9 protein-coding genes and 1 pseudogene are annotated in these 14,960 nt (G+C 62.1%); 5 read left to right on the forward strand and 5 right to left on the reverse strand.

The features are described from left to right. The first annotated feature begins 16 nt into the window (after positions 1 to 16). From HLH25_RS17530 to HLH25_RS17545, 4 genes are all read left to right on the forward strand, one after another. On the forward strand, positions 17 to 1,432 hold the full coding sequence (locus HLH25_RS17530) for a TolC family protein (protein WP_182975301.1): 1,416 nt from the start codon (positions 17 to 19) through the stop codon (positions 1,430 to 1,432). 473 nt (positions 1,433 to 1,905) lie between these two features. Continuing rightward, positions 1,906 to 2,958 (forward strand): DNA cytosine methyltransferase, encoded by a 1,053-nt coding sequence (locus HLH25_RS17535; protein WP_182975302.1) that lies wholly within the window; start codon positions 1,906 to 1,908, stop codon positions 2,956 to 2,958. Beyond that, positions 2,958 to 4,025 (forward strand): hypothetical protein, encoded by a 1,068-nt coding sequence (locus HLH25_RS17540; protein ID WP_220791888.1) that lies wholly within the window; start codon positions 2,958 to 2,960, stop codon positions 4,023 to 4,025. The genes HLH25_RS17535 and HLH25_RS17540 overlap by 1 nt, the downstream gene beginning before the upstream one ends. A gap of 534 nt (positions 4,026 to 4,559) precedes the next feature. Then, positions 4,560 to 6,803 (forward strand): AAA family ATPase, encoded by a 2,244-nt coding sequence (locus HLH25_RS17545; protein WP_182975304.1) that lies wholly within the window; start codon positions 4,560 to 4,562, stop codon positions 6,801 to 6,803. A 185-nt stretch (positions 6,804 to 6,988) separates the two neighbouring features. On the opposite strand, the pseudogene HLH25_RS17550 reads toward HLH25_RS17545, so the two are convergent. The 5 genes and pseudogenes from HLH25_RS17550 to HLH25_RS17570 form a co-directional block, all read right to left on the reverse strand. Beyond that, positions 6,989 to 7,294 (reverse strand): annotated as a pseudogene (locus HLH25_RS17550) (CcdB family protein). Beyond that, positions 7,295 to 7,483 carry a type II toxin-antitoxin system CcdA family antitoxin gene (locus HLH25_RS17555; protein WP_182975311.1) on the reverse strand — a complete coding sequence of 63 codons (189 nt, stop codon included), beginning with the start codon at positions 7,481 to 7,483 and terminating at the stop codon, positions 7,295 to 7,297. It lies immediately after the preceding pseudogene. Positions 7,484 to 7,672: 189 nt separating this feature from the next. Further along, positions 7,673 to 9,139 (reverse strand): efflux transporter outer membrane subunit, encoded by a 1,467-nt coding sequence (locus HLH25_RS17560; protein ID WP_310889140.1) that lies wholly within the window; start codon positions 9,137 to 9,139, stop codon positions 7,673 to 7,675. A 2-nt stretch (positions 9,140 to 9,141) separates the two neighbouring features. Beyond that, positions 9,142 to 10,317, reverse strand: coding sequence for an efflux RND transporter periplasmic adaptor subunit (locus tag HLH25_RS17565; protein ID WP_182975305.1), 1,176 nt, complete (start codon positions 10,315 to 10,317; stop codon positions 9,142 to 9,144). Beyond that, on the reverse strand, positions 10,310 to 13,495 hold the full coding sequence (locus tag HLH25_RS17570) for an efflux RND transporter permease subunit (RefSeq protein ID WP_182975306.1): 3,186 nt from the start codon (positions 13,493 to 13,495) through the stop codon (positions 10,310 to 10,312). The genes HLH25_RS17565 and HLH25_RS17570 overlap by 8 nt, the downstream gene beginning before the upstream one ends. 394 nt (positions 13,496 to 13,889) lie before the next feature. On the opposite strand from HLH25_RS17570, the gene HLH25_RS17575 reads away from it, so the two are divergent. After that, positions 13,890 to 14,813, forward strand: coding sequence for an AraC family transcriptional regulator (locus tag HLH25_RS17575; RefSeq protein WP_182975307.1), 924 nt, complete (start codon positions 13,890 to 13,892; stop codon positions 14,811 to 14,813). Positions 14,814 to 14,960: the final 147 nt, after the last annotated feature.

Consider the following 14,960-nt stretch of genomic DNA (forward strand, 5'->3'; position numbering starts at 1 on the left):
ATTGGGTGTGAGACGAATGTCCCGCTGTCTGTGGCTGGCGACTCTGGCGCTGGGTGTGGGGTTGGCCGGGGGGTGCACCCGAAAGGACAGCGCCGCGCCGCCGTCGCGGGTGGTGGTGCCGGCGCGCTTTGCCGAGGCGCCGGCGGGGGGCGGGGCGCCTGCTGACCTCGCCCGCTGGTGGACGCAATGGCGTGATCCGGTGCTGGACCGGCTGGTCGAGGGAGCTTTGGCGGCCAACCTGGATCTGGCCGTGGCGCGGGAGCATGTGCGGCAGGCCGGGGCCTATGTGGCGGTGGCGCGTTCCGCGCTTTATCCCACCGTGGAGGCGACCGGGAACATCGCGGGGGGCGGGCTGGGCTGGAGCAATCCGGCCGTGCCGGCGGTGCTGGCCCCCAATCTGGGCGATCCGGCGACGGATGGGCATCTGGCCGGGTTGGCGGCGGCGTGGGAGCCGGATCTCTTCGGCGGCCGGCATGCCGACCTGCGCGCGGTGCGGGCGGTTGCGCAGTCGGTGGAGGAGCAGCTTCATGGCACCCGCATGCTGGTCGCGGCGGATGTGGTGGAGAGCTATGTCGGGGCGGTGGACGACCGGCGGCGGGTGGCGCTGATCGACCGTTCGGCGACGGTGCTGGACCGCATGGAGACCTATGCCGCCGCGCGGATGGCGGCGGGGCAGGCGACGCGGGCGGATCTCGATGCCGTGCGGGCGCGGCGGCGGGCGTTGCTGGCGACCCGGCCGATGCTGGTGGCGGACATGGATACGCGGCGGCGGCGGATCGCCGTGCTGTCGGGCCTGCCGCCTGAGCAGGCGCCGGCCATCCCGGAACCGGCGGCATTCGTGATTCCGCCGGCGCCGGCCGGGATCGTGCCCGTGGCGGTGATGGAGCGGCGGCCCGATATCCTGGCCCGGCGCGATCTGGTCGCCGCCGCGCTGGAGCGGTTGCGCAGTGCGCGGACCGATCTGCTGCCGCGTTTCGGGCTGGAATTCTTCGGGGGTAACGGGCGGCTGCGCTTCGACGGGTTGCCCGGCCTGTCGGGGAGTGGCGGGTTGATGGCGTTGACGGCCTATCTGCCGATCTTCACCGCCGGGCGTATCCAGGCGCAGATTCAGGGCGCCGATGCGCGGCTGGACGAGGCCGTGACGCTGTATGACCAGGCGCTGCTGACGGCGCTGTCCGAGGTGGAGACGGCGTATGAAAGCCGTGCCGCGCTGGACGGGCAGGGGCAGGGGCTCGCCGCCGCGCTGGCGACGGCGCAGCGTGAGGCGCGGGACCGGATGGGGCTGTTCGATGGCGGGCAGGGAGTGCTGCTCGACGCGCTTCAGGCGCGGCTGAATGCCATTGCGGTGGAGGATGCGCTGGTGCGCTCGGAAGACGGGCGGGCGCTGGCGACGGTCAGGCTGGCGATGGCGCTGGGGGGTGGGGTGCCTTGACGGCGGTGTTGTTGCATAGGCGCGAAGGTGGGGATTTTTACTGCATTTCGGAGGCTTCTGTTGTCTGGCAGCCATTCGCTTGCGTGCCGTTTGGCGCGCCGGGAATGCAGTATCAGGGATCCTGAGTTAGCGCTTATGGGCCTGATCTCTGCCTTATGCCCGGAAGGGGTGTGGTCGTCCCTGTTGCTGCTGTTTGTGGAGGCGGCTTTCAGCATCCTGGGGAGGTCGGTTTTTTTTTTGGAAACCGGAATGGCGGCTTTGGGGCGAGTACCTGAGGTGAGCGGCCATTCGTTGGCACCACGCCTGAGTCGGCTGATATCAAAATGGCCTTTGGGGCCGCGTCGGGTAGGTCATGGGAAGGCGGTGCAAGTTGGTCGCCTACCCTGCCTCCGCGAACGTTTCGTCGTGGCGTCCATCGAAACTAAACGGGAACAAACTTGCCTTCGTCGCAGTGGTGTTGCATGTTTCAGCGTATGAAAGCACTCGACTTATTTTCTGGACCGGGCGGATTGTCGCTTGGAATGAAGCGCGCCGGAATAGAACCCGTTGCATGCGTCGAGAAAAGCAAGGACGCGGTGGCTACGTATGACGCGCACACGCCGGACGCTGAACACTACCGCTCTGACATTCGTAGCATATCATTCGAACGCTATCGCGGGAATGTGGACGTAGTTTTCGGTGGCCCACCATGCCAACCGTTTTCGACAGGCGGCTTGCGTAAAGGTACCGCCGATGCTCGTAACATGTTTCCCGAATTTATGCGAGTGCTGAAGGAGGTCCGCCCCGCCGCGTTCTTGGCCGAAAACGTGCCGGGCCTGGCAACGCGCAACCGGGTTCAATATCTTGGTGAATTGTTGAGCGAATTTGAGACGCTAGGCTTCAATGTATCGTGGAACGTAGTCTCGGCCGCGGACTATGGCGTTCCGCAAAAGCGGCGGCGTCTCATCATTGTGGGCATGAAGAAGGGCACGTTTTGGTTTCCGAAGCCAACGCATGGACCGGATGCTCACATTCCGCACGTCGCGTCGGGTAGCGTGATCGACAAGGCATCGCCGCTTGGCGAACCGCCCGATTGCCCGGTCGTGTATGCGAAATATCCTGATCCGCGCCGAAGCCCCTACGCCGGTCACGTTTATAACGGCGGAGGTCGTCCCATCGACCTATCGACGCCGTGCCATACGCTGTTGGCTTCGGCGGGCGGTTACAAGACGCATTGGATCGATACGATGGACATTGCGCCCGAGTATTCGGCGCACTTGATGGCAGGCGGTGCGCCTCGCGATGGCGCTGTTCCCGGTGCGCGCCGAATGACGTTGGAAGAATCGGCGCTAATTCAAACTTTCCCCGCCGACATGTGGTTCGCCGGTTCGCGGTCGTCCCAATACACGCAAGTTGGCGACGCTGTTCCGCCAATGCTTGGTCACGCCCTTGGCGTCGCACTTCGTCGCCAGCTTGAAGGCGCAACGATTTGCCCGATGACGCACTATCAGTCAGAAGCTTCATTGCCATTGTTGATGACAGCGTAATGTCTCGCAATTTGTTGGTCGAATACGCGGTAGACGTGGCGCTTGAACGGCTGGATGCTTTCATTGAAGGCGAGAAGCTGACGGCGTTGCCCAACGCTGCGGCCCGCGCTGCAATGGACGGCCAGCTTGGCGACGGTTCGAACAGCGTCCGGTTGGCGTCGCTGTTCTTCGTCTTCTATGCGACGGTTGATACGGCGTGGGATTGCAATTCGATCCCGACTGGCATTCGCGGCATTTACGGCGACAAGCGGTTGGCGACGCAATTGGGGCTTCGCAGCATCACGCTTCACAACGCTGTTACAGCGTTCGGCGAAAACCTTGGGTGGAAGGGTAACGTCGCCAATTCCCGCCTTCAAAACGACGTGCGGTTCGACGGCTTCGCCCGCGCGATTGCTGGTATGAACCCCGAACAGCGGGCGCTATGCGCCGACTACATGGCCGCACGGTTCGCCGAAAGCCGGAAGGTCATTGCGCCATTACCGCCAGTTGCAGACGACGTGTTGACCTATGCCCGTGCGCGGAAGCTATTTTATTTGCTGATTGCCATTCCGTCCGAAGGCAACGTTCAGCAATTCCTTGTCGCTGCGCTGCTGTTCGTCCATCGGCAACGCCACGGCTATGACATTCGAACACACCACGTTCATGCATCCGACCGCTTCGACGCGACGGCTGGCGATATTGAGGAAATGTTGAACGGCGACCTTGTGCGCGCCTACGAAGTTACGGTCCGCCCTGATTGGAAGAACCGTGTCGGCGACTTCCGTAAGAAGATGGACGGTGCGAGCCTGCGCAAATACACCATCATTGCGTCGAACGTGAATAGCGACGACGACCTTGCCGAACCCGCCGATATGATACGCTTCCTTGCGCCGTATGGTCGCGACATTGCGGTCGTGGACATTCACGATTTCGTCAACGTCTTCGCGATGGAACTGAACGCCGACGAACTGCGCCGCGCGGTCACGCAAACCTACAGCTATCTAACGACGCCAAGCTTGTGCGGACGCGCCGATATTATTGATAAGTTCAACGCTGCGGTCGAAGGTTGGTTGGACGAAGCCACCTAAAACCTACCCATGCTCTGCCGAATGCTACGCCGGAAATAATATCGAAAATCACGACGTTGATTTCGTTATAGATTAGATGCTTATCTGCCCGCGTCCCACGGCCTCAATGGGAGTGCGGTCGGTAGTTATATGGCAACTGCGCTACGAATGTCGCCGGTGAGTGGTACTTCGGTTTGCGGCCCGTCTTCGTTCGTAGCGTTATATCTGAACCACCGTCCGCTTTCGGACCGCAGAAAGGATGGCATGAATGACCTGTTGAAAGCGGATGCGGCCTGCTAGCTCAAGATTGCCTGGCAGACAAGCCGCTTTGGCGAGTTTCCTGCCGGTCAGAATTCGGGCCGCGTCAGCCATAAGAGGCATAAATCCGAATCGACTGCTTCCGATCAATTATGGTCGTTTCAAGTCTGGATTTGCATACCCTGATACCGAAGATTATGGTGACTATACGTCATGCTTGCCTTTCAATAAAGGCTAAAGGTATTTTAGATGTATATAATCCATGCCAAGCCGATGACGTGGTAACGAGGGGGCGCGTTGATTGAAGAAATAAAAATCGCCGGATGCGCCAGCTATAGCGTCGAGGGACAGAGGCTTACCGAGCTTCGAAAAATCAATTTTATCTACGGCGCGAACGGCTCAGGCAAGACCAGCATCTCGCGCGTAATCGCGGCTCCGGCAGATCATCCGGCGTGTACGATCCGTTGGGCCAATGAACGGCCTCTTGAATGCCTCGTCTACAACACCGATTTCGTGGAGCGGAATTTCCGGTCTAACCTGCCCGGCATTTTTACGCTGGGCGAGCATGATGCAGCCGTGCTGGACCAGATCGACCAGGCGCGAAGGAAGATTGCGGAGATTGAGCGCGATATCAGCGCGCGTAACATCGTACTTCATGGAGATGATGGCGCGAGCGGTAAACTCGGGGACCGTTCGGTACTGCACGAGAATATCGTGAACGAATGTTGGAAGCTGAAGAGCCGCTATGACGCCGATTTCCACTCCGCCTTCACGGGCTTACGCGGCTCCAGGGCGCGCTTCTGTGACGCAATCCTAAGTCAGTGGGCGTCCAATCGGGCGACGCTTCATCCGCTCGAGGACTTGAAGAAGCGTGCTGCCGTCATTTTCGAAAAGGGACTTGCACGGGAGAGCGTGATTCGTGTGCCCGATAGTGTCGAGTTAACCCGGCTGGAGGCGTTGCCAATCCTCGTGAAAAAAGTCGTTGGTCAGGGTGATGTCGATATCGCCGGTCTGATCGATCGTCTTGGCAACAGTGACTGGGTGAAGCAGGGCATCAGCTATTTCGTAAAGAGCGCGCCCCAATGTCCATTCTGTCAGCAGGATGTCGACGCCGATCTCGCGAAGCGCATCGGCGATTATTTCGACGATGTCTATGATCGCGACATTGCGGATATCGCGTGTCTCGTTACAGGGTACGAGGCAGCGAGCGTAGCCTACCTCCAGGCGCTCAATGAGATATCGCAGACCAGCTCACGCTACATTGAGGCTGATCAACTGGCTGACCTTGTCGAACGTGTGACCGCGCGGCTTGCCCTCAATCAGCAGCATATCGCACGAAAGCAGAAAGAGCCGAGTGCCGTCGTCACGGTGGAGGACAACACTGACCTGTTCGCGGAAGTGCGGGCTTTTCTCATGGCCGCCAATGCGGCAATCAATGAACATAACCGAGCCGTCGATGATATAGGCAATCAGAAGACGCTGCTCACTAGAGAAATCTGGAAGTATCTACTGGAAGAGGCCAAGAGTGTTCTCAATAACTACCATTCCAGCAAGACGGCGGTAGATGCAGCGATCAACGGCATCGAAGCGAGCCTGATAACCAAGCGCCGCGACCTCGCAACCATGCGGCAAACGTTGCGTGATCTTGAGAAGGGTATCACGAGCGTTAAGCCCACCGTGACCGAGATCAATGCACTGCTGGCCTCATTCGGTTTTCGCGGTTTCAAGCTCGCCACAGCGGGCGATCAGGGCAACCTATATGAGATCGTCCGTCTTGACGGCAGCAACGCCGTTAGGAGTCTGAGCGAAGGCGAGAAGACTTTCGTTACCTTCCTTTATTTCTACCATCTGATCCGCGGCAGCGTTTCGGAATCCGGAATGACGAGCAATCGGGTCATTGTGTTCGACGACCCTATTTCGAGCCTCGACAGCGATATTCTGTTCATCGTCTCCAGCTTGATCAAGCGTGTGTTCGAGTTGAGTCGTGCACAGAACAGCATGATTCGGCAGGTGTTCGTGCTCACCCACAACATTTATTTCCACAAAGAGGTGTCGTTCGATCCCGAGCGGAAGAGAGAGCGCCGCGCGCACGAGACCTTCTGGATCGTCAAGAAGATCGATGATATCTCGACGCTGGAATCCTTCGATCATAACCCAATCAAGACATCCTATGAGTTACTCTGGTCCGAGGTGCGCAACGAGAACCGTTCCAACCTCACCATCCAGAACACACTGCGCCGCATTCTGGAGAACTATTTCAAAATCCTTGGCAACATGGACAAAGACAAGATTATCGAGAAATTCGATGGCCGTGAGAAGGTAATCTGCGCATCGCTTTTTTCGTGGGTGAACGACGGCTCGCACAGCACGCATGACGATCTATACGTCTCCACGGATGTTGCCACAGTGGACGCCTATCTCGGCGTCTTTAAACGTATTTTCGAAGAGACCGGGCACATGCAGCATTATCACATGATGATGGGTACGGAACCTGTGCCCACGGCATCTCCAGTCATGAACAGCGGGCAAGATGCAGCATGATCATTATATCAGATTGAGTGTATCTGGCTGACGCTATTGCTTCTTTGCGCCTCGAACCCGATACGTTGCAAGTATCGTTTCGAATTTTGTCGATCGAAGTAAGCCTGAAAAATATCCGCTTTCGGGACGCTGCCACAACTGTCTCGATGGCAGAGATGAGAACGAAAACCGATCAAGGTTCTGTTTCAGAAACCAGTTAGAAGTAGATCAAGCGCCTGGGTGATCTCATCCTGATAAATAGACAATGAAGTCACGATTGTTTTAGGTCACGGACAGGTACAGCAGCCATAAACTGCGTTCATCATAACGAACGAATGGTCGTCGACTACAAAAACAGGATTTAGTCTCTTTGCCGGTTTTGGTGCCACTTCCTGTGATAAAAGTGGCACCACCATGCGGGTGCCCAACTCGTCCAGCAGGTCTGCCTGTACATCCAGAACGAAACGCACTTCATCTCGTCCGGCCAGACAATACACGTCAAAACGGGCCATTCAGAAGTTCCGGTAGTCTGCGAGAGGAAGACCGTTTTCTTCGACATACTGTCGGGATGCTTCAAGGGATGATCGGTTTTCTGCGAGCCATTGTTGAGCGCGGATCGACGCGATCGCAGACTTCAACCCCTGTTCGCAGGCCTGCGATATGTTGAGATCAAGCGATTTGGCTTCCTCGAGTAACTGAATTCTTCTTGCCGGGGCTTGAGGATATGAGTACGCATCGCGCGTAAGCCGCTCGCCGCGTCGTTGCGTTTATTTTGCCGCGTCCGGGGGCGTGGCGCGGCCCCCGCGGCGTGATCCGCATTGCGCGGCGACCGTCGGTGGCACCCTGTCCATCGACGAACGGCGCGGCCGGAGCCGGTGGGGCCGCAGGGCTTACAGGATATGGCCGGCGGCGGATGCGGTCGGGCGCGGCGGCGTCGTGCCGGCCCAGCCGCCGCCGAGGGTCTTGTAGAGGGTCACGCTGTTTTCCATGGTCTGGAGTTGGGTCGTGATGCCGGCGAGGCGGGCCGTGTAGAGGTCGCGCTGGGCCACCAGGGTGGTCAGGTACGGGTCGTAGCCGGCGCGGAAGCGGGCGAGAGCCAAATGGTATTGCCGGTCGTTGGCGGCGATCAGGGCGTCCTGCGCGCGGCGCTGCTTCAGGTAGGTGTCGCGGCCGGCCAGGGCGTCGGCGACTTCGCGGAAGGCGGTCTGGATCGTTTTTTCGTAGCGGGCGATTTCTTCTTTCTTGCGCGCCTTCGCGACGCGGAGCTGTGCCGTCAGGCGGCCGGCGTCGAAAAGCGGTACGGTGATCTGGGGGGCGACGTTCCAGGCGCCCATGCCGCTCTGGAACAGGCGGGTGATGTTGTTGCTGGCGGTGCCGTTCGCCGCCGTGATCTGGATCTTGGGGAAGAACTCGGCGCGGGCGGCGCCGATATCGTCGTTCGCCGCGCGCAGCACGTCTTCAGCCGACAGGATGTCGGGGCGGCGGGCGATCATGTCCGATGGCAGGCCGGCTGGAACGTTGGGGAAAGCCGTGACGGCGTCGAGGGATGTGAGAGTCTGCAAGCTCCGCGTCGTGGCGTCGTCCAGCGGGGTGCCGACCAGCAGCGTCAGTTGGTCCAGGGCCTGGGCGCGTTGGCGGGTATAGATTTGCAGGCTGGTTTCGGCATCGTGCAGGGCGGATTCGGCCTGGGCCACGTCCAGCGCCGTGACCGTGCCCGTGTGGGCCGCCTGCTGGACCAGGTTGTAGGTGTGCTGGCGGCTGTCGAGCACCTGCTGGGTGACCAGGACGGCCTGGTTGTCCGCGACCCAGGTCAGCATGCCCGATGCCACGGCGGCGATCAGGCTCAACTGCATGTTCTCGCGGTTCAGCGCGTCGGCCATATAGCGGTCGAACGCGGCCTGCGAGGCGCTGCGGATGCGCCCCCACAGATCGACCTCATAGGCAGAAACGCCGAACCCCACGGCGTACTGACGCATGTAGAACGGGCCGTTGGTCTCCGACAGGCTCCAGATCCTGGCATATTCCTTCTGGACATTCGCCAGCGCACCGCCATTCAGGGTGGGGAACAGCGCGGCATTTTCGATGTCGAACTGGGCGCTGGCGGCTTCGACCTGATGCTGGGCGATCCGCAGGTCGCGGTTGTTCGCCAGCGCCAGTTCGACCAGATGGCGCATGACCGGATCGCGGTAGAAGCGCCGCCAGTCGGGCAGGTCGGTGCGGTCGGTGGCCTCGTTGCCCGTGGGCCACGCCGTTGCGACGGCGGGGGCGGGACGGTGCCAGGCCGGGATCATGGTGCAGCCGGACAGCAGCAGGGCGAAGCCGGCGGCCAGTGGCGCGAAGGGTCTGATGGGCCGCACCGTCAGGCTCCCTTTGTCTCGGTATCGTGGTGGGGGGCGACGGTGCTGCCGTCATGCAGCCCGGAGGGGGGGTGGACGATGAGCTGGCTGCCGTCGGGGAGGTTGTCGAGGATCTCGATCCGGTCGCCGTAATCGCGCCCGACCGTGACGTGTCGCACCGTCACGCGGTTGTCGGGCGAGACGGTTTCGACCGACAGTCCATCGGCTTCGTAATTCAGGGCTTCGGCGGGGACCAGCGTGACCCCGTGCGTGCGTGGCAGGTCGAAATGCACGGTGGCGTAGACGCCGGATGCCAGTTGCCCATCCGGATTATCCAGTTCGATTTCGACGGGCAGCATGCGGCTGTCGCGTTCCAGCGCATGGCCGGTTCGTGTGACGGTGCCGTTGAAACGCTGGTCGGGACGCGCGGGCAGCGAGAGTGCGGCCGGCGTGCCGACCGTGATGCCGGTGGCCTGGTCCTGGGGGACATGGACCCGCACGCGCAGCCGGTCGGTACGGGCGACCACGAACAGCGGTGCCGCCTGGACGTTGTCGGCATCGACCAGGTCTCCGGCCTCGATCGTGCGGGCGGTCACCACGCCGTCGAAGGGTGCGGTGATGGTCGTATAGGCCTGGCGCTGGGCGATGTCGGCCAGCGCGGCGCGTGCGGCTTCCTGTTCGGCCAGCCTTGCCTGCTGGGTGATGCGATCGACGTCGAAATTCTGCTGGCTGACGGCGCCGCCGCCGACCAGTCCTGCCGATCGCCGCGCCGTGACGCGCGCCAGATCGAGGTCGGCCTGGGCCTGCGCCAGTGCCGCCTGTGCCCGGGCGACCTGCCGGTCCAGTTCCGGGGCGCGGATCAGGGCCAGGACCTGGCCGGCATGGACCGGAGTGCCGATATCCACGAACCGTTTTTCGATATAGCCCGAAGCCCTGGCGCCAATGGCCGCCGTTTCCAGCGGGGCGGTTTCGCCCGGCAGGTCCAGCGCCACCGGTGTCGTATCGGTGTGGACGCGCACCGTGAGCACTTCGGGGACCTGGTTGCGGCGGGTGTCGGCCAGCGCCCGGACGGCGCGGGCGTGCTCGACATGCGTGACGGCGCCGTAGCCCAGCAGGGTTATCAGGCCCAGGCCGATCGCGGTGCCTGTCGTGCGGCCGGCGCGCGATGGCGGGGTGGCGGGGGAAGAGATGTCAGACATCGCGATAATCCTCGAGAAGGCGGCTCTCGTGCCGGCGCAGGCGGCTGTAGAGCCAGGGCACCACGAACAGCGTGGCGCAGGTTCCCACCATCAGGCCGCCGATCACGGCGCGGCCCAGTGGCGCGTTCTGTTCACCGCCATCGCCCAGCCCCAGCGACATCGGCAGCATGCCGATCACCATGGCCAGCGATGTCATCAGGATCGGGCGCAGGCGCGCCTGTCCGGCGGCGATCGCGGCCTCGGCCGCCGAATGTCCGTCGGCGCGGCGTTCCTTGGCGAAGGTGACGAGCAGGATCGAATTGGCGCTGGCGACGCCGACGCTCATGATCGCGCCCATCAGCGAGGGGACGGAGAAGGTCGTGCCGGTGACGAACAGCATGAAGACGATGCCGCACATCGCGCCCGGCAGGCCCAGCACCACCACGAACGGGTCGGTGAAGGACTGGAAATTGACCACCATCAGCAGGTAGACGGCCAGCGCCGCCACCATCAGCCCGATGCCCAGCCGGCCGAAGGCCGAGCGCATGCTGTCGATCTGGCCTTGCACCGTGATGGTGTTGCCGGGTGACAACTGGCCGCGATGGCGGGCGACGATCTGGTCGATGGCGCGTGCGATGCTACCCAGGTCGCGTCCTTCGACGCTGGCGTCGATATCGAGAACCGGCTGGATATTGCTGTGTGAAATCACGTTCTGCGCCATGCCGCGGGAGATCGTGGCGACGCTGCTGAGCAGGGAGGGCGTACCGGTTGCGCCGCGGGCGGGGGATATCACGGTGTTCAGCAGGTCGCCCAGCCCGTTGACGCGATATTGCGGCGTCTGCACCGCCAGCGGATACTGGATGCCGGTGGCGGGATCGACCCAGAAATTGGGCGTGACGGTATTGGACGAGGCCATCGAGACCATGACGTTGCGCGCGACGTCGTTCAGCGTCAGCCCCAGATCCTCGGCCCTGACCCTGTCGATGGCGATCAGCAGTTCGGGGGCCGCGATCTGCTGGTGCAGGTGTACGTCCACCAGTCCGGGGATCTGTGCGGCCTCGTGCAGGATGGCGCGCATCACCTTGCGATTGTTGGCCTGGTCGTAGCCGGCGATGCGGATATCGACCTGGGCCGGGATGCCGAAATTCAGGATCTGGGTGACGATGTCCGCCGGCTGGAAATAGAACACGCAGTCGGGGAAGCGCCGGGCCAGTTCGGTGCGCAGCGTGCGGATATAATCGGCGGTGGGGCGGTGATGCTCCTTCAGCGCCACCATGATCTGTCCGTCATTGGGGCCGATCGTGGTGCCGTCGTCGAACGGCATGCTGTAGCGGAATGGAATGCCGATATTGTCCAGAACCAGGTCGCGCTCGCTGTCCGGCACGATCTGGCGGATCGTGTCTTCGACGCGATCGAAGATCTTCTCGGTGCTTTCGATCCGCGTGCCGGCGGGGGCGCGGACATGCAGGCGGAATTCGCCCGCATCGATGGCGGGAAAGAAATCCTGGCCGACCTGGGTGGCCACGAGGCCCGCTGCCACCAGCATGACGCCTGCCAGTGCGGGTACCTTCCAGGAACTGGCGATCAGCCGGTGCAGCAGGGCGACATAGCGGTCGCGCAGACGTTCGAAATAATGGTCGAACCTTTGCCCGAAGCGGGCGATGCGGCCGGGTGGCAGGCCGGCTTCCCGCCGCCGTCTGGCCTGTTCTTCTTCCGCCCCCAGCAGCAGGGCGGCCAGGATCGGCACCAGCGTGCGGCTGATGGCGTAGGAGGCCAGCATGGCGTAGACCACGGCCAGAGCCATCGGCGTGAACAGGAAGCGTGACGGGCCGGTCAGGAATTCCACCGAGACGAACACGCAGGAAATCGCCAGCGTGGAGACCAGGGTGGGCAGCGCGATGCCGGCGGCGCCGTCCAGGACGGCACGCCGCAGTTCGGCGCCGTCGTGGCGGATGCGGTGGATGTTCTCGATCGTGACCGTGGCGTCGTCGACGAGGATGCCGACAGCCAGGGCCAGGCCGCCCAATGTCATCAGGTTCAGGGTCTGGCCCGTCATCGAAAGAATGGCGATCGAGGACAGGATGGCCAGCGGGATCGACGCCGCGACGATCAGCGTCGAGCGCCAGCTTGCCAGGAAGGCCAGGATCATCGCCGCCGTCAGCAGGCCGGCGATCACGGCTTCGGACGCCACGCCGGAGATGGCGGCCTTGACGAAGACCGACTGGTCGAACAGTTCGTCGATCTTCATGCCCGGCGGCGCCGCGGCGCGGGTGACCGGCAGCACCTTGTCGCGGATGGCGTTGACCACGTCGAGCGTCGAGGCGTTGCCGGCCTTCATGATCGACAGCAGCACCGAGCGTTGCCCTTCGCGGCGCACCACGTTCTGCTGCACCGCCGTGCCGTCGCGCACCTGCGCCACGTCGGCGATGCGCACAATGGCGCCGGTCCTGGGGTCGCGTTTCAGGGGCACCTGATTGAGCTGGGCCGCGATATTGGGCATGCCGTTCATGCGCAGATCGTATTGCGTGGGGCCGAACTTGGTCGTCCCGGCGGGCAGGGTGAGGTTCTGTGCATTGATGGCGTTGGACACGTCCAGCGGCGTCAGCCCCAGGCCGGCCAGTCTTGTGCTGTCGATATCCACCATGACCTGGCGGATCTTGCCGCCATAGGGCGGCGGCAGCATCGTGCCGGGAATGGGGGCGAGCTGCTGGCGGATGCGATAGACGCCGTAATCGTACAGTTCGCTCTCGGTCAGGTGGTCGGATGACAGCGAGAGTTGCAGCACGGGCACGGACGAGGCGCTGTACTGCATGATGATCGGTGGTTGCACGCCGGGCGGCAGGAAGGAGCGGATCGAGTTCGTGGCCGAGACGGTCTGCGCCACCGCGAGATCGACATTCACGCCGGGTTGGAAATACAGCTTTTGCAGCACCAGGCCGGGGGTGGTCTGGCTTTCGATGGTGCGCAGGTTGTTGACGAAGAAGCTTTCGGAAAATTCCGTATAGGTGCTGAGGCGTTTTTCCGTTTCCGCCGCGTCCAGCCCGTCATAGTACCAGACGACCGTCACCACCGGAATGTCGATGGCGGGGAAGACGTCGGTGGGCGTGCGGAACAGTGCGGTGACGCCCGTGAGCAGGATCAGGACACCCGCGACGAAGAACGTGTATGGCCGTCGGAGCGCGAATGCGACGATACCCATGGGTCTCTCTATGTGATGGATGAAGGAGCGACGGGGTGCTCCGAAGATGCCGGGCTGCCCCGTCCGCGATGGCTGTGTCGTGGAACGATGCGGAGCGCGTCCGGCGGAGGCTTGCGGGGATCATGCAACCTTTCACGGCGGGAACGGTAGAGCGATCCGCCCGCGTTATTGCATGATCCTGTTAGATAGACGGGTTGGCGCGGAACAGTCGAATGGCGGGATCTTATTATACGACTGTATATAAATATGATTTTTTTTATTTCTGTTTGGTTGGTATTTTATGATGACATGATCCGATCAAAAGATTGCACGATCCGCGCTGCTGGGGTGAAACGTCTCGGTGATCGGATCGGATATGCGCTATGGGGAGCGGGAACCTGTCGGGGAGGGAAGGATGACGCGAGACCTGCTGGATCGTCTGCGCGATGCGATCGAACGGCATTGTGTGAAGCCGAGCACGAACACGCTTCTGCCGGGTCTTCTGCTGTTTCGCGCCGACGCGCCGACCACGCCCATGGACCTGGTGTATGAACCGCGCTTCTGCGTGATCGTGCAGGGCAGCAAGCAGGTCATGCTGTGCGACCAGACATTCGATTACGACGCCAGCAAATATATGGTGACGGCGGTCGATCTGCCTGTGACCAGCCATATCACCCGTGCCAGTGCGGACGAGCCGTATCTGGCGCTATGCCTGACGCTGGACCCCGTGCAGATTGCCGACGTGCTGCTGGAAATGCAGCACGGGCAGGGCGGAGAGTCGCTGCATTGTTCGCGCTGCATGGTCGTCAGCGACCTGACGCGGCATATCCTCGACCCCGTGACGCGGCTGGTCGGGTTGCTGGACGAGCCGGGAGACATGGCGTTTCTGCGGGATTCGATCGTGCGGGAACTGCTTTATCGCCTGCTGCAAGGACCGCAGGGAGGGGTGTTGCGGCAGATCGCCACCGTCGGCAGCAATCTTTCCCATCTGAACCGGGCGATCGCCTGGATCCGCACGCATTATGCACAAGCGTTCGATATCGCGGAGGTCGCGCGACTGGCGGCCATGAGTCCGTCGTCGTTCCACCGTCATTTCCGGGCGGCCACCATGATGAGTCCGCTGCAATACCGGACCCGCCTGCGCCTTCAGGAGGCGCGGCGGCAATTGATGAGCGGTGGGGTGGATGCCGCCGAGGCCGGATTTGCGGTGGGGTATGACAGCCCGTCGCAGTTCAGCCGGGAATATCGGCGGATGTTCGGCAGCCCGCCGGCGAGGGATGCGCAGCGTATCCGCGCGGAAAATGCGATCGGCGTGCGTGATCTTGCAATGGCGGAATGACGTCGCGGGCTGGTTTCCCCCCTTTCGGCAATGAAAGGGGCAACTGTGTTGATCATGTGATCTGCAAAGTCTGACCTTTCTGGATCATGGCATTGAGGATGACGAGAAGCTGGCGTGCGATGGCGATAAGGATGGTCTTGGGTGCCT

The organism is Gluconacetobacter dulcium (assembly GCF_014174165.1).
Taxonomy (GTDB): Bacteria; Pseudomonadota; Alphaproteobacteria; order Acetobacterales; family Acetobacteraceae; genus Gluconacetobacter; species Gluconacetobacter dulcium.